The sequence below is a fragment of the Nonomuraea sp. NPDC050547 genome, from assembly GCF_044457345.1.
Taxonomy (GTDB): Bacteria; Actinomycetota; Actinomycetes; order Streptosporangiales; family Streptosporangiaceae; genus Nonomuraea.
In genome coordinates this window covers 251,788-268,849 of sequence record NZ_JBITGW010000011.1, presented here as the reverse complement: position 1 = coordinate 268,849, position 17,062 = coordinate 251,788, and the positions used below count along the sequence as shown (strand labels likewise).

The following is a 17,062-nucleotide window of genomic DNA, read 5'->3' as shown; positions in this document are numbered from 1 at the left end:
GGGTGCCCGCCCCCCCCTCGCGCTTCTCGCCCGCCCGCGGCTGGGCCGTCTTTCTGTTGGGGCCCCCCCCCCCCCCCGCGCCGGGGGGGGGGGCGCCCCCCCCCCCCCCCCCACCCCTCAGGCGTCTAGACGCTCTCCTCCGCCAGGACCGGGGTCCTGGACTGACCGGGCAGGCGCAGCGCGGCCAGGACGCCGACCAGCGATCCGGCGGCGGCGACGTAGGCGGCGACCGCGAGGCCGTCGGCGGTGGCCGCGCGCAGCGCCTCACCGGACAGCCCGCCCAGCCCGGCGTTGGCCACGGCCACCAGCACCGCCAGCCCGGCGCCTGAGCCCACCTGGAGCGCGGTGTTGGCGATGCCGGAGGCGGTGCCCTGCTCGGAGCCGTCCACGCCGCTGCCCACCGCGTTGAACATGGCCGGGTAGATCAGGCCCATCCCCAGGCCGACGACCACGATGCCGGCCAGCACGGTCAGGTACGACCCGTCCGCCGTCATGCCCGGCCCGAGCAGCGCGCTGCCCGCCGCGCCCGCGACGAGACCGGCGATGAGCGTGGTCCTGGTGCCGAGCCGGCCGATCAGGCGTTCGCTGATCGTGTTGCCGAAAGTGATGGACAGGGTCGGGCCGAGGAAGGCGACCCCGGTCTGCAGCGCGCTGAACCCGAGCACGCCCTGGAAGTACAGCGTGAGGAAGTACGGGATCGCCTGCAGGGTCAGCCCGAACACCAGGATGACCACGGCGGCGGCGCTCAGGCTCCGGTTGCCGAACAGCCTCAGCGGCATCAGGGGGCTGGAGCTGCGCTTCTCCACCAGCAGGAACGCCGCCAGCAGGACCACGGCCAGCAGGGCAGAGACGATCACCGGGGCCGAGGTCCAGCCCGCCTCCGGGCCCTGGGCGACGGCGAACACCAGGAGCGTGACGCCGGCCGTACCGGTGAGGGCGCCGGGCAGGTCGAAGGTCCGCCCGCGCTCCCGCGCGCCGTCGGCGACCAGCAGGCCGGGCGCGAGGGCGAGGCCGATGAGGGCCAGCGGCACGTTGACGAAGAAGACCCACTGCCAGCCGAGCCAGTTGGTGAGCGCGCCGCCGAGCAGCGAGCCGAGGCTCAGCCCCGCCGCACCGCCGGTCGCCCACACGGTCAATGCTCTGGTACGGGCCCTGCCGGCCGGGAACATGGTGTTGACCAGGGAAAGCGTGGCCGGTGCGAGGATCGCCCCGCCGAGGCCCTGGAGCATCCTGGCCACGATCAGCAGGGCGGGAGAGGGGGCCAGGCCGCCGAGCAGCGAGCCCACGCCGTACAGGCTGAGGCCGGCGGCGAACATCCTGCGCCGGCCCACCAGGTCCGCCAACCGGCCGCCGAGCAGCAGGAACCCGCCGAACAGCACCGCGTAGGCGCTCACCACCCACTGCAGCGAGTGCGGGGTGAACCCGACCTCCCGCGCGATGTCCGGCAAGGCGACGTAGACGATGGTGAAATCCAGGGAGGTGATCAGGTTGGCGAACGCCAGGAGAGCCAGGCTCAGCCCACGTTTCTCATTCACGGTCAAACTCCTTAAAACGGCTGGTCACCACCGTAGGAAAGGTCTACGTACCGCGAATCAGTAGGATTTCTGGGTTGGGTTACGGAACTTCGGGGGTGTCCGGTGGGCCACGTGCTGCACGGCAGGCACGCCGAGCAGGCCGCGCTCGGGGCCTTGGTCACCGATGCCCTGGAGGGACGCAGCGGGGCGCTGGTCCTGCGCGGCGAGGCGGGGATCGGCAAGTCGGCGCTGCTCGACTGGACCGCCGAGCGGGCGGCGGCGGCCGGGCTGCTGGTGGTCAGGGTGACCGGCATCGAGGCGGAGGCCGACCTCGCCTTCGCCGGGCTGGTCGGGCTGCTGTGGCCGGTGCAGTCGCGCCTGGATGACCTGCCTGAGGCCCAGGCCCGCGCGCTGCACTCCGTCCTGGGCGGTCCGGCGGCCGACGGGGCGCCCGGCGACCGGTTCAGGATCGGGCTGGCCGTGCTGACGCTGCTGGCGGAGCTGGCCGTCGATCGGGCGGTGTTGTGCCTGGTGGACGACGCGCAATGGCTGGACCGGGCCAGCACGGACGCGCTGACCTTCGCCGCCAGGCGGCTCGGCGCGGACGGGGTGGCCATGGTGTTCGCCGCGCGGCAGGAGGGGTTCGACGCGCCGGGACTGGCCGAGCTGCGGCCCGGCCGGCTCGGGGCCGATGACGCCGGCCGGCTGCTGGGCGCGTACGGGCTGGCGCCCGCGTTGCGGGAACGTGTCCTGGCCGAGTCGGGCGGCAACCCGCTGGCGTTGCGGGAGTTCGCCGCCGCCGCTCCCGAGGGTGGGCGGGGCGAGCCGCTGCCGGTGGCCGATCGGGTGCTGGCGGCCTTCCGGGCGCAGATCGCGGTGCTGCCGGAGCGGACGCAGCTCATGCTGCTGCTCGCGGCCGCCGCGGGCAGCGCCCACGTCGAGGCCGGCCCCTCCGGCTCCTACAGCCACGCCGGCTCGTCCGGCCACGCCGACTCCTCAGGTGCTTCCGGCCACTCAAGCCCTTCCGGTGCTTCTGCGCGAGATGCGCGAGATGGGCGGGATCTGCGGGCGGTGCTGGCGGCGGGGAAGGAGCTTGGGGTGGGGCTCGACGATCTGCAGCCCGCCGAGCGCGCCGCCCTGATCCGGGTCACCGGCGCCGGGATCGCCTTCCGGCACCCGCTGATCGCCACCGCCGCCTATCGCGGCATGCCCATGGCACGGCGGATGGCCGCGCACCGGGCGCTGGCGGGCGCGGCCGACGACCTCGACACCCGCGCCCTGCACCTGTCCCTGGTCACGATCGCCCCCGACGAGGAGACCGCGGCGGAACTGGTGGCAGCCGCCGAGCGCGCCAGGCTCCGCACCGCCTGCGCCGCCGCCGCGCACCTCTACCGGCAGGCCGCCCACCTCACCCCCGCCCCGGACGAACGCGCCGTACGCCTGGCCGAGGCCGCCACGCTCGCCCTGTCCGCCGGTGACGTGGACGTCGCCGCCGACCTGGCCGGGCAGACCCGCGCACTCACCTCAGAAGGGCCCGCTCCGGCGACGGCGGCGCGGGTGCGGGCCGCGGTGGAGCTCGAACGCGGCGACGCCGGTGACGCCGCCGCCATCCTCGTGGAGGCCGCCGGATCGGCGCCCGTGGACGTGGCGGCCGGGATGTTGCGCACCGCGGCCGACTACGCCTGGTTCGCCGGGATGCCGGACATCGTGGCCGTGGCCGCCGACCGGCTGCGTGACCTGGGACGGCCGGACCCGGCGGCGCGCGGCATGGCCGCCCTGATCTCCGGCGACCACTCCGAGGGTGTCCGCCTGCTCAGGAGCGCCGCGCGGGAGGACGGCGTACCACGGATGCGGGCCGTGCACCTGGGCTGGATCGTGGGCGACGACGACGCCACGCTCGCCGGGGCGGCCGAGGAGGTGGCCATGTGCCGCCGCTACGGCCTGGTCGGCGCGCTGCCGGACGCCCTCCAGGCGCTCGCCCAGATACAGGTCGTGGCCGGGCTCCACCGCGACGCCGAGGCGTCCGTGGCCGAGGCGGCGGCGATCGCCCGCGACACCGGGCTGCGGCGACGGGCCGGGCAGCTCGACACGGTCCTGGCCAGGATCGCCGCGATCGAGGGCGACGAGGAACGCTGCCTGGAACTCACCCGCCACTCCACCGCCACGGGCCGGGTCGCCGCCGACACGATGCTGAGCCTGCTCGACCTGGGCCTCGGACGTCCCCAGGAGGCGCTCGACCGCCTGCTCGCCGCCCGGCGCGGGCCCGGCGGGCACGCGGGCGTGCTCATGGGAGCGACCGGGGATCTCGTGGAGGCCGCCGTCAGGGCCGGCGCGCCGGAGGCGGCGCGGGAGCCGTTGCGCGGGCTGCGCGAGTGGTCGGCCGCGGGCGGGCAGCCCTGGGCGCTGTCGATGGCCGAGCGCTGCCTGGCGTTGCTGACCGAGGACGAGGCTCACTTCGCGCGGGCCGTACAGCTGCATGAAGGGACGAGCCGGCCCTTCGAGCGCGCGCGGACCGAGCTCCTCTACGGCGAGTGGTTGCGGCGTGAGCGGCGCCGCGCCGACGCGAGGGGGTTGCTGGGGTCGGCCTTGGAGACGTTCGAACGGCTGCGCGCGCGGCCGTGGGCCGAGCGGGCGCGCGCCGAGTTGCGGATCGCCGGTGGTTCCGCCGCGACGCCCGCCGCCGCGGACCTGCTCGACCGCCTGACGCCGCAGGAGCTCCAGGTGGTACGGCTGGCGGCCGACGGAGCCAGCAGCAGGGAGATCGCGGCCAAGCTGTTCCTGAGCCCGCGGACCGTCGAGTACCACCTCTACAAGGCCTATCCCAAGCTCGGCATCTCCTCGCGCAGAGAGCTGATCAGGCTGACGCTCGCTTAGCCGAGGCCAGGGGCTCGGCCGCCGGACCGGCGGGCGGCTCGGTGCGGCGGCGCGGCCGGGAGGCGCCCAGCAGGATCGCGCCCAGGACCGCCACGGCGCCGAGAAGCTGACCGGGCGACAGCGACTGGCCGAGCGCGGCCCAGCCCAGAACGGCCGCCACCACCGGGCTGAGCAGTGCGAGGACCGTGACCCGGGTGGGCGCGAGCGTGGTGACGCCGCGGAACCACAGGACGTACGCCAGCGCGGTGCCGACGAGCGTGAGGTAGGCGTAGCCGCCGAGGTTGGTGAGGGTGAAGGACGGCAGCGCGCCCTCGATCAGGAACATGAACGGCACCAGCAGAAGCCCGCCCCACGTCAGTTGCCAGCCGGTCAGCGCCAGCAGCGCGGTGGAGCGGTTCGCGAAGCCCTCGGGCGCGCCCCAGCGGCGGCCCAGTACGGTGCCCAGGGACATCACGCCCATCCCCGCGGCCGCCGCCGCCAGGCCGATCGCGTCCAGCGCGACCGTGGAGCGGAGCACGAGGAGCGCCACTCCGGCCACGCCGATGACCGCGCCGAGCATGGCCCGTCCGCCCGGCCGTTCACGCAGCAGCAGGTACGCCAAGGCGGCCACCACGAAAGGACCCAACGCCCCGAGGACCGCGGCCACGCCGCCGGGCAGCCGGTAGGCGCCGATGAAGAGCAAGGCGAAGAACAAGCCGATGTTCAGGAACCCGAGCAAGGCCGAACGCCACCACCACGCGCGTTTCGGCAGCGCCAGCCGTCCGGCGAGCAGGGCCACGGTGGCGATCAGCAGCAGCCCGGCGGGCAAGGCGCGGATGGCGGCGGCCAGCAGCGGCCTGTTCGCGGGCAGGAACTCGGTGGTCACGAGGTAGGTGGTGCCCCAGAGCGCGGGTGCGACCGCGGTGAAGGCGACAAGCCGAAAGTCTCTCATATCTAAGTATCTTAGCATTAAGCTACTTAGATGCAAGCTAATATGGGAACCGTGGACGACGTCGACCGCATCATCGAGCAGTGGGCCCAAGAGCGGCCCGACCTGGACACCCAGGCCATGGAGGTGTTCGGGCGGATCTACCGCATCTCACAGCGGATGGGGGCCCGGCAGGAGAAGGTTCATGCGCGGTTCGGGATCAGCCGGGGCGAGTTCGACGTGGTGGCCACGTTGCGACGGTCGGGCGAGCCGTACCAGTTGTCGCCCAAGGCGCTGGCGGCGTCGCTGATGCTGACCTCCGGCGGGATGACCGGGCGGCTCGACCGGCTGGAGAAGGCCGGCCTGGTCGCCCGCTCACCCGACCCCGACGACCGGCGCGGCCTCGTGATCACGCTGACGGCGCGCGGGCTGGAGGTGGCCGACCAGGCGGTCACGGCGGGGCTGGCGGCGCAGTGCGAGGTGTTCGAGCGGCTCCCGCGCCGGGAGCGGGAGCAACTGCCCGCCATGCTGCGCGACCTTCTCGCCCTCCTGGACGGCTGACCTTGGGTTTTACCTGCCGGCCCGCAGCTTGTCGTGCAGGGTCGCGTAGGTCGGGGCGAGGCGGCGCAGTGCCGTCGCCGCGGCCGGGTTGTCGCCCGTGGTGAGCGGGTACTGGAAGGCGCCCAGCAGGCGGGCCTGGTCGCGGGCCACCGCGGCGGACTCCGGCAGGCCGAGCAGGCCGAGGCAGTGCGACGCGTCGGACAGGCGGCGCACGCCGACCCTGATCGCGAAGCCGGTCAGCAGCCCACGGGTCTGCGGCGGCAACCCGGACTCCACCAGGCCGGCGAGCGCGTGCACGGCCTCGGCGCCGCCGAGAGTGCCCGGTGGGACCGGCAGGTCGTCGCGTCCCGCCAGCCAGCGGGCCGCGCCGGGCAGCGAGTCGCGCAGCGCGTCCATGAACGGCACCTCGCGGACCCGGGTGAAGCCGGTGCGCAGGACGAAGCCCTCGGATTCGTAGGTGACGGACTCGGCCTGCCAGGACTTGAGGAAGTCCTCGACTGGCAGCGTGGCGTACGGGAAGCCCTCCGGGTCGTGGAGGAGGACGGTGTCGTCGTCCACGGCGAGCACCATGACGTAGTGGTCGCCGCCGGGTTCCGGGGAGTAGGTCAGCAGTTCCATGTCGAGCGGGCCGGCCAGGGCGGGGCCGCCGGTGGCGCGCAGGCGGGCCAGGGCTTCCGCAGGGGTGCCGCCGGAGGTGCGTACGCAGGTCCAGCCGAGCGCGTCGATCGCCGTGTCCAGGCCGATCTCGGGGTCCCAGGCGTACGGGTCGAAGAAGGGGGTGTCGCCGCCGATGAGCTGTGCTCCGAACGCGGAGCCGGTCAGGGTTTCGATGACGGCCACGGGTGGCGCGTGCTCGCCGAGTGCCATCGCGAGCGAGTTGCTGTAGCAGTAGGGGCCGGAGCCCAGGTAGGTGAGCATGCCGGTCAGTGAACGGCCTGCCACGGTGTGAGGGTCAAGTCCGGCGGTCCGCGCCGCCCGCCGTACCGCTGAGGGGGAGTGGCGGCAGGGTGTCCGGGGGCGCGGACCGCTTGAACGGCCCTCCGGCCCCTGTGCGGCAGGGGCGGCGAGGGCGCGGGCCCGCCCCCGATCCCTGTGCGGTAGGGACGGAGGGCGGGCCCGCATGAAGGGGAACGCCTGGGCGAGGTGGGATTCCGGCGCTTCGCGCACGGAGGAGGCCGCCCGGCGCTCCCGTGGCTGGGGCGGGGTCAGCGGCGGGCGAAGACCTGGGTCCAGTGCGGGCCCTTGGGGTCCTGGCCGGCGCCGATGTGGGTGTAGTTGCAGTTCATGATGTTCGCCTTGTGGCCGGGGCTCTTCATCCAGCCGTCCACGACGGAGGCGGCGGTGCGCTGGCCCATGGCGATGTTCTCGCCCCACGCGCTCATCGAGCCGAACCCGGCGGCCTTGATGCGGTCACCGGGGGAGCGGCCGTCCTGGGAGGTGTGGGAGAAGTAGCCCTTCGCGGCCATGTCGGCCGAGTGGCCCCTGGCCGCGGCGTTCAGCTTGGGGTCGTGCGTGAGGGGCTTGCAGCCGCCGGCCGCACGGGCGGCGTTGGTGAGCTTGACGACCTCTTCCTCCACGGCCGAACCGACGCCGCCGCCGTTCGTGGGGGCGGGTGTGGGAGCCGGGGTGCCCGTGGGGGTGGGCGACGGCGCGGGGGTGGTGGGTGTCGGGGTCGGGGTGGTGGAGCACGACAGCCGCACGGGCTTGGACCTGCTGGTCTGGCCGGTGGAGTCGAGGGCGATCACGTAGAAGGTGCGGGGGGTGGTGGTGCAACGGATTCCGGCCACGATGCTGCCGTTGGTGATGACCTTGGAGCCGCTCTTGACGGTGCGGTCGGGGCCCGGACGGGCCTGCTTGATCCGTACCCGCAGGCGGGCGGGGTCGTCGCAGCCCTTGCGCGCGGCAGCCCCGCGCACCATGCCCTTGCCGTCGATGTACGGCTTGGCCGCGACGATCTGGCAGAGCTCCGCGCCGGTGGTGGGGGTGGCGGCGTGGGCGGCGGTGACGGGAGTGCTCAATGCCGCCAGACTTCCGAGGCAGGCAAGTGCCTGGAGCTGTCTGCGCACGTTGTCCTCCGATGGGGGGTTAGACGCTGCTTCGAACCCGCATTCTGGTGCGCACACATCGGGCATGTCCCGAAAAACCGTCCTATACCTGGAGTCCCAGGTGTCCCATTCGTAACAAAACTCCCCCGCACCTGGGTAAACCTAGATCCCCGGCCGCGCGTCTCCCCCGAATTGGGATTACGGCAAGCCGCCCCACCCCCACCCGCCGCCGTGCGCGGAGGCCGATCGTGGGGATCGCTTCTCACGTCGGACGTGGTCCCCGCCGCAACGGCCCGCCTCGACCGGCCGGCAGGGCGGGCGTAACGGCGGCCCGCCAGGCGCGGCCTGCCTGCCGTGACCCTGGAATGCCCCCAGCCCCGTGCGGGGGGTGGGGGCGGGGTGGCTTGCCGTAACGGATGGAGGGGGGTCAGCAGACGGCGGGCTTCAGCCAGGAGCACTCGAGATCGCCGGACGGCGAGGGGCTGGACGAACGAAGCTCAGCCGACGTCGTGGGGTTGGTGCGGGAGAACTGGGCCAGGCGGATGGCGATCTTGTCTTCGATGTCCTTCGGGGCCCCGGACAGGTACTGGTTGAGCATGATCGAGAACACCAGCGGCTCCCCGTCCGCGCTGGTCACATAGCCGGACAGGGAGGTGACGCCGGTGAGCGAGCCCGTCTTGGCGTGGACGTTTCCGGCGGCCGGGGTGCCGCGCATGCGGCTGCGCAGCGTTCCGCCCACGAAGCGGTCCTGCTCGCCCGCGATCGGCAGCGAGTCGTAGTACGCGGGGAACCACGGCTTGGCCCGCACCGCGCTCAGCAGCTGCGTGATCGACGTGGGCGTGAAGGCGTCGCGGCGGGACAGGCCGGAGCCGTCGCGCATGTTGAGGACCTGGGCGCCGTTGGCCTTGGCGAAGTCGGTGGCGACCTTGAGCCCGGCCGGCCAGGTGCCCTGTCCGGCGACCTTGCGGCCCATCGCCTTGACGAGGATCTCGGCGTGGATGTTGTTGCTCAGCTTCATGAACGGCACCAGCAGCTCGTTCAGCGGCATCGACTCGTGCTTTGCCAGCTCGGCGGCGCCGGAGGGCGCGGCGGCGGAGGTGGTCGGGCCGAGGACCTTCACCCCGTGCTTGGCCAGCGCCTTGCGGAACAGCGTGGACACGTAGGCCGTGGGGTCGTCGACCGCCACCCACTCGTCGTACGGGCCGGCCACGGTGCCGGTAATGACGACGGTCCTGGTGCCGTGCTGGCGTTCGATCAGCACGTTGGTCTCGGCGCCCACGGTGGCCCGGTTGACGATCTTGAAGTAGTCCGCCTCGGGCGTCGTGGAGACCTTCACCGCCGAGCCGTCGGCGGCGACCGAGACGACGATGGAGCCGGCGTCGTAGTCGCGGTCGGGGGAGGCGGTCAGGGCCGAGATCGGCGCGGCGTAGTACGCGGTCTCGTCGTCCCAGGCCCAGTCGTTGCCGAGGCGCTGGCCGTCGAACCAGGTGTCGTCGGCGACGAGCCTGCCGGTGACGAGCTTGATGCCCTTGCCCGCTACGGCGGCGGCCAGGCGGTCGTAGTCCTCGGCGAGGATGGTCGGGTCGCCGGTGCCGCGCAGGACGAGGTCGCCGGTGAGGACGGAGCCGACCTTGCGGCCGGAGGACAGTACGGAGGTAGTGAAGCGGTAGTCGAGACCGAGCGTCTCGGCGGCCGCGGCGGCGGTGAACAGCTTCGTATTGGAGGCGGGGGTGAGTAACTTGCCGGCGTCGGTGGCGTAGAGCTCCTCGCCGTTGGCCGCGCTCTTCACCACGACGCCCGCGCGGGCGACGGTGAGGCGGGAGTCGGCGAGGATCTTGTTGATGTCGGTGGCCAGGTCGGCCACGCCGGCGGCGGGGTCGAGCGCGGTGGCCGGTGTGGCGGGTGAGGAAGCCCACGCGAGGGCCGCGACGAGCGCGCCCGCGGCGAGGGAGGCGGAGGTGCGCCGCATGTGATCTCCAAAGAGCTGAGAGGACTCGCTCGGATCATCGAACAGCGCGGGAAGCCTGTAATCCGCAAATATCCGTATTTTAGGCGGAGGGTTGACCCGAGGTCAGAAGGAAGCCGCAGTCGCCGAAGGAGATCTCGTCACCCGAGCGTACCTTCGCCGGGCCCACCAGGCGCCAGCCGTTCAGCCGGGTGCCGTTGAGCGAGCCCAGGTCGACCAGCATCCATCCGCCGTCGTCCTCGCGCCGCAGCTCCGCGTGGATGCGTGAGACGGTCAGGTCCGAGAGCACGAGGTCGCAGGCCGAGCCGCGGCCCACGACGTAGCGGATCCGCTCGTCGTCCGGCAGCGCCAGCCGGGGCAGACGCGGACGCCGCCACGCGGCCTGCACGCGGGTCGTGAGGTCGGACACGGCCGAGACCATGTCGGTGAGCCGCTGCCGCAGGGTGGCTCTGCGCGGCAGGTCGGCGACCAGTTCGTCGAGCTCGTAGCGGTTCTGCGCGCGCAACGCCTGATCCACCCTGCCGACGAAAGTGTCGTGAGAGATGCGTCCCTCGACTGCGCGGTCACGGAGCTCGTTGATCGCGCGATCACGTTCCCCGTCGGATGCGCGGAACGGGGGATGCGTCGAGCTCATTCCCTGAGTATCGGCCTGAGGAGCGTTCCCTGTCCAGAATACGCGGATCTCTTGCGATACGCATACTGAGTATGCATACTCAGTATCCATGTCGATCAGACACGGAATGCTGGCGCTCCTGAGCGCTGGGCCGCGTTACGGCTACCAGCTCAAGCAGGAGTTCGAGGCGTCGACGGGGGCGACCTGGCCCCTGAACATCGGCCAGGTCTACACGACGCTCTCGCGCATGGAACGTGACGGACTGGTCGAGCCCGGCGGCGCCGACGACCAGGGGCGATCCGTCTACACGATCACCGAGGCCGGTCGGGAGGACCTGGAGCGATGGTTCAGCACCCCCGTCGCCCAGTCCGACCGGCCTCGGGACGAGCTCGTGATCAAACTGGCCATGGCCGTCGCCGCCCAGGACACGGACGTGGCCGGCGTCATCTTCACCCAGCGCGCCGCCACGATGCGCGCGCTGCAGGAGCTGACCAGGGCCAAACGGGCCCACACCGGCGGGCTCGCACAGCGGCTCGTCCTCGATTCGACGATCTTCAAGGCCGAGGCGGAACAGCGCTGGCTGGACCACTGCGAGGCCGTTCTCAAGGAGAAGAAGGCATGACCGTGGTGAGTCTGCAGGACGTGGCCCGCGTGCACGAGGGGGTGCACGCGCTCAACGGGGTGAATCTCGACGTCTCGCCCGGCGAGCTGGTCGCGGTGATGGGCCCGTCGGGCTCCGGCAAGTCGACTCTGCTCAACCTCGCCGGCGGGCTCGACCGGCCCACCTCGGGCCGCGTCGTGATCGAGGGACACGACCTGGCCGGGGTGAGGGACGTGGCCGCGCTGCGGCGGCGTAGCGTCGGATATGTCTTCCAGGACCTCAACCTCATCCCCGCCCTCACCGCGGCCGAGAACGTGATGCTGCCGCGCGAGCTCGACGGCGTGCGTACCCGGCAGGCCCGAGAGGAGGCCCTGGCCGTGCTGGCCGAGGTGGCGCTCGACCACATCGCCGAGCGCTTCCCCCAGGAGTTGTCCGGCGGCCAGCGCCAGCGCGTGGCCATCGCCCGCGCCCTGGTCGGAGAGCGCCGCCTGCTGCTGGCCGACGAGCCGACCGGCGCTCTCGACACCGCCACCGGCGACGAGATCCTCCAACTGCTCCGCGGGCGCTGCGACGCCGGGGCGGCCGTCCTCCTGGTCACCCACGAGCCCCGGTACGCCGGCTGGGCCGACAGAGTGGTCTTCCTGCGCGACGGCGAGATCGCGGACTCGACCGCGGTCCCGCTGGAGAGCGCCCGATGAGCGCCTTCCGCGCCGCGCTGCGCATCTCACGAAGAGACAGCCTGGGCGCCAAGGGGCGCAGCGCGCTGGTCATGGTGATGATCGCGCTGCCGGTCTTCGTCTTCACCGCCCTGCTGATCGGCATCGACACGAGTCAGGTGAGCTTCCGCGAGGGCCTGGCCACGCGACTCGGGTCGGCCGACGCCCAGATCATCACGCAGCACACCCGCGGGCCGGTCGTTCAGCACGTCTCCGGAGACCTCGCCTCCTTCGCCGACGACGACGCGGACGCCGAGCTCGGCGAATGGAGGATCGAACAGCTCGCGGCGATGGTGCGGGGCCGCCTGATCACCTACGACAACGGCTCGGTCGACGTCCGCACGGGCGCGACCCACATGAACGTGTCCGCGCTCGAGATCGACCTGCGCGACCCCATGACCCGCGGCATGCGCGAACTGGCCGCGGGCCGCTTCCCCGCGGCGCCCGGCGAGGTCGCCGTCTCGTCCGCGCTCGCCGGCAGAGGGATGCGGCTCGGTGACACCCTCCAGGTGAGCAGGCGGTACCGGCCGGTGAAGGTGGTCGGCGTGGTCACGCACCCGTTCGAGCCCCACAGGACCGAGCTCGTGGCCCCGCGCGGCACCATCCTGTTCGACAAGCGCGACGGCCAGGGGACCGGCTTCCTCCTCGACGCCGACGCCCCGGTGCTCTGGCCCGCCGTGGAAAAGCTCAATCAGGCCGGCCTGGCCGTGCACTCGCGCGCCGTCATCACCGACCCGCCGAGCGGCACGTCCTTCGAGCGCACGTTCAGCGGGCCGGACGACCGCACCGTGATCAACGTCATCACCCTCGGCGCGGGCGTCGTCATGATCGTGCTGGAGACCGTACTGCTGGCCGGGCCCGCCTTCGCGGTCTCCCTGCGGCGCCGGCGCAGGGAACTGGCCGTGTATGCCGCCCAAGGAGCCTCGCCCGGCCATCTGCGTACGATCGTCCTGGCCGACGGCCTCCTCCTGGGCGGGAGCGCGACCGTCGCCGGCCTCGTGCTCGGCCTCGCCGCGGGCGTGGCGGGACCGTCGATCATGCCCTTCGTGTCGACCGTGGGCCCGATCGACATCCCATGGCTGTACGTGGCGGGCATCGCCCTGCTCGGACTGGCCAGCGGCGTCATCGCCGCCCTCGTGCCGGCCGTCCAGGCCGCCCGGCAGTCCCCCGCCGACGTGCTCGCGGGGCGCGAGGACGTCATGCCGCGCGAGCGCGCCGGCAAGCCCGTGCTCGGGCTGGTCCTCGTGCTCGCCGGTCTGGTCGCCACGTACTTCGCGCTCCGGTCGTTCTACACGATGGTCCTGGCCGCGGCCGTACTGGTGCAGCTCGGGCTGGTCGCCCTCATGCCCTGGCTGGTCCGCCGCAGCGCCGGCCTGGCCGCGCGGCTGCCGCTCTCGCTGCGCCTGTCCGTCCGCGACGCCACCCGCCATCGCGTCCGTACGGCTTCCGCCGCCGCCGCGGTCATGGGCGTGACCACCACGCTGGTGGCGGTGGGCATCGCCTTCACCAGCCTGGACGAGCAGTCACGCGACAGTTACGACGCCAGGATGCCCGTGGGCACGGTCTCCGTCTCGGCGGTCACCGCGGACGACCGGGGCTGGGCGGAGCTCCGGGCGTCGGTGGAGAAGAGGTATTCGGGGACGACGTTCGTCCCCGGCTACGCCGTACGCACGAAGAAAGGCAGGATCGGCAGGCTCGGGCTTTCTGATCCTGTGAAGGTCTGCAAGGAGTGTCCCGACGCTTTCATCCTGCACGACGTACCTGTCGGTGACGCGGACCTGCTCGCCCTCGCCCTGGGCCGCAGAGACGCCAAGGCCGAGGCGGCTCTGGCGGAGGGGAAGGCGATCGTCTTCCACCCCGAAGCGGTGAAGGACGGCCGGGTGGAGCTCGACTTCCTCGGAGAGAGCGGCGAGGCGGCGCCGAACCTGTCGGTGCCCGCGGTCACGGTGCGTCCGCTCGGCCAGATGCTCAACGGAGCGCTGGTCCCGCCCTCCGCCCTGACCAAGGCCGGTTATCAGGTCAGCCCCCGCAGCCTGTACGCCGCCTACACACCCGCCGACCCGACGGCGTTCAAGAAGGAGCTGGAGTCGTTGACCTGGGGCGCCGACGCCCGGGTGGAGACCGGCTACCGCAACGACTTCGAGGCGTTGTTCTGGGCCATGGCCGTGGCGGCGCTGGTCCTGGCCCTCGGCGGCACCTTCGCCGCCACCGGGCTGGCGGCGGCCGACATGCGCCGCGACCTGGACACCATGTCGGCGGTGGGCGCCCCGTCCGTCACCAGGCGGCTGGTCGTGGCCACACAGGCCGCCTACATCACGCTGCTCGGCACCGTGGTGGGCCTCGGGGCGGGGACGGTCACGGGCATCGCCTTGGCCTGGTCCGAGCTCTCCAACAGGTCCTTCGGCGAGGAACCGAAGTCGATGAGCCTGAGTCAGATCGCCATCCCGTGGACCCTGCTGGCCGTCACGGTGATCGTCCTGCCCGTGGTGGCGGCGATGATCGCCGGGGCGGCCACCCGCACCCGGCTCACACTGTCGCGCCGCATCGCCTGAGTTATCCCCAGAACCCCGTTCGGTCCCTCGGCCCCCTCTGCCCGGCTGTCACAGTCGGTCACCAACCGGTGACACCTGGCGGAGGGGGTTCTAGCATGATGACCATGGCGCAGATCTGGACCATGATCGGCCTCATGGGGGCGGCTCTGGCCACCATGATCGGCCTGTGTTTGCGTACCATCAGGGCCGAGATCAGCGGCTTGGCGGGCGAGACAAGAGCCGAGATCGGCGGCCTCCGGAATGAGATGCGCGCCGAGTTCGGCGGGCTGCGCAACGAGATGGTGGCGGAGTTCGCGGGTGTGCGCAACGAGATGCATGCCGAGATCGGCGGCTTGCGTAAGGAGATGCACGCTGAGATCGGTGGGCTGAGTAAGGAGATGCACGCTGAGATCGGTGGGCTGCGTAAGGAGATGAATGCCGAGGTCGGTGGGCTGCGGCATGAGATGAACGTGCGGTTCGACCATGTGGATCGGCGGCTGGACAAGCTTGGGGGGCTCGACCGTGAAGTCCACGCGCTCACCCTCAAGGTCTCCGGATGGCAGCCGCCACCGCCCAAGGAGACCGGCGAGGACTAGCCTCTGCGGGTCACCCGGATCTTCGACTGCTTGTGCCGGAGGTTCTCCCAGTCGGCCATGAAGACGGCGTCCAGGTCGTGGCGGTCGGCCAGGGCGACGAGGGTCTCGGTGCGGTAGTAGAAGTCCTCCCGCAGCACCTGGTGCTCCCTGCCCTCGGTGCGGTCGAAGGTGAAGTCGAACCACCCCCCGGGCTTCATCACCCGGCCCACGTGCCGGAGGCACTCCTCGATGACCTCCAGCGGCGAGTGCGAGAAGACGCTGTGGGCGTGCACGACGTCGAAGTGCGCGTCGGGCAGGAATCCCAGGCGCAGGTCGCGTACCGGTGTCAGGTGCGGCAGGCGGGCCTGCAGCCCGTGCGTCACCAGGGTCTCCTGGGCGGCGACGAGGATGTCGGGGGAGATGTCGAGGCCGTAGTAGTTGCCGGGATCCAGGTAGTCGATGAACAGGCGGCCGGCCCGCAGGTTGCCGCAGCCGATCTCCAGCATGCGGTGCTCGGGGCTCAGGCCGTGGCGGACCAGGTAGTCGAACTGCATCTGGCCCAGCCTCATCCAGCGCTCGTGCGTCTTGGAGCCCACGGCCGCCTCGGCGCTGCGGGCGGTGTCGGACTTCATGACCGCCCGGTAGTAGGCCACGTGGTCGTCGGTGCGCAGGCGTAGCCAGGTGTCGCGGCTCAGCCGCCGCAGATGGGGGAAGATCCGGTCCGGATGCCTCAGGGCATAGCGGGCCTGGTGGTAGAGGCTTGATCGGTCCATGGGACGTCCCTCGGCAGGCGGTACTTCAATGTCATGAAAACAGACAACAGGATGATTACCGAGGGCACCACGGTCTGGCCGAGCAAAACTGCGGTAACCGCAGTGTCAGGTTGCCTGACCGGGCGGCTCGGATCCGACTCGATGAAGCCGCCGATCGACAGCACCGTCCCGAAGAACAACGCGCCGAAGGAGGCGATGCCGCTCTCGATGGCCGTCCACAGCCCGGTGAACACCCCCGCGCGCCGTTTGCCGGTGACCGCGGCGTCCACCGCGACCACGTCGGCCAGCATCGAGAACTGCAGCAGCTGGACCCCCGCGATGCCCGCACCGACCATGAGCAACGTCAGATGCGCGAAGACCGGCCCCAGCACGGGCGTGGCCGCGGCCAGCGCCGTCCCGCCCGCGTAGATCATCGCGGCCAGCACCATCGCGCCGCGCTTGTCGAAGCGCTTCGACAGCCAGACCCAGAGCGGCATCGTCAGCAGCATCGGCCCGACCAGCACCGCGAAGAGCGTGGTGGTCGCCTTGGGGTTGCCGACCGTGTACGCGGCGAAGTACGGGGCGGCGGCCAGCATCATGCTGACGGCCAGCATCTGGGTGGAACTCAGGGCCAGCAGCCAGATGAAGGCCCGGTTGCGCCGGACCGCCTTGAACTGCTCCCACAGGCGGCCGCCGTCGGGTTCCGGGGCGCCGGTCATGGGGGCGCGGGCCGTACCGAAGAAGGAGCCGAGCATCGCGGCGAACATGATCACCGCGATCGTCACCGCCATGAGGCGGTAGCTGCCGAGCGTGCCGTTCTCGCCCTGGCTGTTGACGATCGAGGGGGCGAGGATGCCGCTGATGGCGGTGGCGGCGCCGATGAAGACCATGCGCCACTGCAGCAGCGAGGTGCGCTCGTGGTAGTCCTCGGTCATCTCGGCGGGCATCGCCTTGTACGGGACCTCGAACAGCGCGTACGCGGTGGCGGCGAGCAGGAAGCAGGCGCCCACGTAGAGGGCGGCGGGCAGGCCGCGCAGCGGCGGACCGGCGAAGACGGCGACGAAGGCCAGCGGCAGCGTGAGCGCGCCGGCCAGCATCCACGGACGGCGCGGCCCGAGGCGCGATCGGGTGCGATCCGACCAGCGGCCGACCAGCGGGTTGATGACCAGGTCCCAGACCTTGGGCGCGGCCACGATCGCTCCGGCCAGCCAGGCGGGCACCGCCAGGAAGTTGGTCATGTAGTACAGCAGCAGCAGACCGGGGACGGCGGCGAAGGTCGCCGTGCAGAAGGAGCCCACACCGTAGCCCAGCCGCACGCCGCGCGGGACCGTGGGGGCGTTCGCCGCTGTTGCGATCATGCCTTACATTCAAACCTACCGAGCCCTTGCTCGGTAAGGCCCAACGCCC

At 71.9% G+C, this 17,062-nt stretch carries 14 protein-coding genes; 6 read left to right on the top strand and 8 right to left on the bottom strand.

Annotated features, from left to right (window positions below; all coding sequences use genetic code 11):
* Nucleotides 1-125: 125 nt before the first annotated feature.
* Nucleotides 126-1,535 (bottom strand): MFS transporter, encoded by a 1,410-nt coding sequence (locus ACIBHY_RS27855; RefSeq protein WP_397308121.1) that lies wholly within the window; start codon nt 1,533-1,535, stop codon nt 126-128.
* A gap of 102 nt (nt 1,536-1,637) precedes the next feature.
* On the opposite strand from ACIBHY_RS27855, the gene ACIBHY_RS27850 reads away from it, so the two are divergent.
* A complete protein-coding gene (locus ACIBHY_RS27850) occupies nt 1,638-4,388 on the top strand; it encodes an ATP-binding protein (protein WP_397308120.1) in 2,751 nt (916 codons plus the stop codon).
* Here ACIBHY_RS27850 and ACIBHY_RS27845 read toward each other — a convergent pair.
* A complete protein-coding gene (locus ACIBHY_RS27845; protein WP_397308119.1) occupies nt 4,369-5,319 on the bottom strand; it encodes an EamA family transporter in 951 nt (316 codons plus the stop codon). The genes ACIBHY_RS27850 and ACIBHY_RS27845 overlap by 20 nt on opposite strands.
* 42 nt (nt 5,320-5,361) lie before the next feature.
* Between ACIBHY_RS27845 and ACIBHY_RS27840 the strand changes: the two genes are divergently transcribed.
* Nucleotides 5,362-5,856: a MarR family winged helix-turn-helix transcriptional regulator gene (locus tag ACIBHY_RS27840; protein WP_397308166.1), complete on the top strand. Its 495-nt coding sequence runs from the start codon at nt 5,362-5,364 to the stop codon at nt 5,854-5,856.
* A gap of 9 nt (nt 5,857-5,865) precedes the next feature.
* Here the strand turns inward: ACIBHY_RS27840 and ACIBHY_RS27835 are convergent, their stop codons facing one another.
* From ACIBHY_RS27835 to ACIBHY_RS27820, 4 genes are all read right to left on the bottom strand, one after another.
* A complete protein-coding gene (locus tag ACIBHY_RS27835; RefSeq protein ID WP_397245046.1) occupies nt 5,866-6,798 on the bottom strand; it encodes a hypothetical protein in 933 nt (310 codons plus the stop codon).
* A 263-nt stretch (nt 6,799-7,061) separates the two neighbouring features.
* On the bottom strand, nt 7,062-7,874 hold the full coding sequence (locus ACIBHY_RS27830; protein ID WP_397308118.1) for a CAP domain-containing protein: 813 nt from the start codon (nt 7,872-7,874) through the stop codon (nt 7,062-7,064).
* A 454-nt stretch (nt 7,875-8,328) separates the two neighbouring features.
* Nucleotides 8,329-9,870, bottom strand: a complete 1,542-nt coding sequence (gene dacB / locus ACIBHY_RS27825; RefSeq protein WP_397308117.1) for a D-alanyl-D-alanine carboxypeptidase/D-alanyl-D-alanine-endopeptidase — start codon at nt 9,868-9,870, stop codon at nt 8,329-8,331.
* A 79-nt stretch (nt 9,871-9,949) separates the two neighbouring features.
* A complete protein-coding gene (locus ACIBHY_RS27820; RefSeq protein WP_397245040.1) occupies nt 9,950-10,501 on the bottom strand; it encodes an FHA domain-containing protein in 552 nt (183 codons plus the stop codon).
* Between the two features lie 88 nt (nt 10,502-10,589).
* Here ACIBHY_RS27820 and ACIBHY_RS27815 point away from each other — a divergent pair, with 88 nt between their 5' ends.
* The 4 genes from ACIBHY_RS27815 (at nt 10,590) to ACIBHY_RS27800 (ending at nt 14,924) form a co-directional block, all read left to right on the top strand.
* Entirely contained in the window at nt 10,590-11,102 is a 513-nt protein-coding gene (locus ACIBHY_RS27815) for a PadR family transcriptional regulator (protein ID WP_397245038.1), read from the top strand.
* Complete coding sequence (locus tag ACIBHY_RS27810; protein ID WP_397245035.1) at nt 11,099-11,779, top strand: ABC transporter ATP-binding protein; 681 nt, start codon at nt 11,099-11,101, stop codon at nt 11,777-11,779. The genes ACIBHY_RS27815 and ACIBHY_RS27810 overlap by 4 nt, the downstream gene beginning before the upstream one ends.
* Nucleotides 11,776-14,349 (top strand): FtsX-like permease family protein, encoded by a 2,574-nt coding sequence (locus ACIBHY_RS27805; protein ID WP_397308116.1) that lies wholly within the window; start codon nt 11,776-11,778, stop codon nt 14,347-14,349. Before ACIBHY_RS27810 ends, ACIBHY_RS27805 begins: the two co-directional genes overlap by 4 nt.
* 104 nt (nt 14,350-14,453) lie before the next feature.
* Complete coding sequence (locus ACIBHY_RS27800) at nt 14,454-14,924, top strand: hypothetical protein (RefSeq protein WP_397308115.1); 471 nt, start codon at nt 14,454-14,456, stop codon at nt 14,922-14,924.
* On the opposite strand, the gene ACIBHY_RS27795 is transcribed toward ACIBHY_RS27800, so the two are convergent.
* Both ACIBHY_RS27795 and ACIBHY_RS27790 read right to left on the bottom strand, forming a co-directional pair.
* Nucleotides 14,921-15,676 (bottom strand): class I SAM-dependent methyltransferase, encoded by a 756-nt coding sequence (locus tag ACIBHY_RS27795; RefSeq protein WP_397308114.1) that lies wholly within the window; start codon nt 15,674-15,676, stop codon nt 14,921-14,923. The genes ACIBHY_RS27800 and ACIBHY_RS27795 overlap by 4 nt on opposite strands.
* The gene (locus ACIBHY_RS27790) at nt 15,634-17,013 is read right to left on the bottom strand and encodes an MFS transporter (protein WP_397245027.1); all 1,380 of its coding nucleotides are present in this window, start codon (nt 17,011-17,013) and stop codon (nt 15,634-15,636) included. The genes ACIBHY_RS27795 and ACIBHY_RS27790 overlap by 43 nt, the downstream gene beginning before the upstream one ends.
* Nucleotides 17,014-17,062 lie beyond the last annotated feature (49 nt).

What these genes read in the sequence shown, in the direction of transcription:
- ACIBHY_RS27845 (WP_397308119.1), bottom strand. Translation starts at nt 5,319, where the DNA reads ATGAGAGACTTTCGGCTTGTCGCCTTCACCGCGGTCGCACCCGCGCTC.
- ACIBHY_RS27820 (WP_397245040.1), bottom strand. Translation starts at nt 10,501, where the DNA reads ATGAGCTCGACGCATCCCCCGTTCCGCGCATCCGACGGGGAACGTGAT.
- ACIBHY_RS27790 (WP_397245027.1), bottom strand. Translation starts at nt 17,013, where the DNA reads ATGATCGCAACAGCGGCGAACGCCCCCACGGTCCCGCGCGGCGTGCGG.
- ACIBHY_RS27815 (WP_397245038.1), top strand. Translation starts at nt 10,590, where the DNA reads ATGTCGATCAGACACGGAATGCTGGCGCTCCTGAGCGCTGGGCCGCGT.
- ACIBHY_RS27805 (WP_397308116.1), top strand. Translation starts at nt 11,776, where the DNA reads ATGAGCGCCTTCCGCGCCGCGCTGCGCATCTCACGAAGAGACAGCCTG.
- dacB (WP_397308117.1), bottom strand. Translation starts at nt 9,870, where the DNA reads ATGCGGCGCACCTCCGCCTCCCTCGCCGCGGGCGCGCTCGTCGCGGCC.
- ACIBHY_RS27810 (WP_397245035.1), top strand. Translation starts at nt 11,099, where the DNA reads ATGACCGTGGTGAGTCTGCAGGACGTGGCCCGCGTGCACGAGGGGGTG.
- ACIBHY_RS27800 (WP_397308115.1), top strand. Translation starts at nt 14,454, where the DNA reads ATGGCGCAGATCTGGACCATGATCGGCCTCATGGGGGCGGCTCTGGCC.
- ACIBHY_RS27795 (WP_397308114.1), bottom strand. Translation starts at nt 15,676, where the DNA reads ATGGACCGATCAAGCCTCTACCACCAGGCCCGCTATGCCCTGAGGCAT.
- ACIBHY_RS27840 (WP_397308166.1), top strand. Translation starts at nt 5,362, where the DNA reads ATGGGAACCGTGGACGACGTCGACCGCATCATCGAGCAGTGGGCCCAA.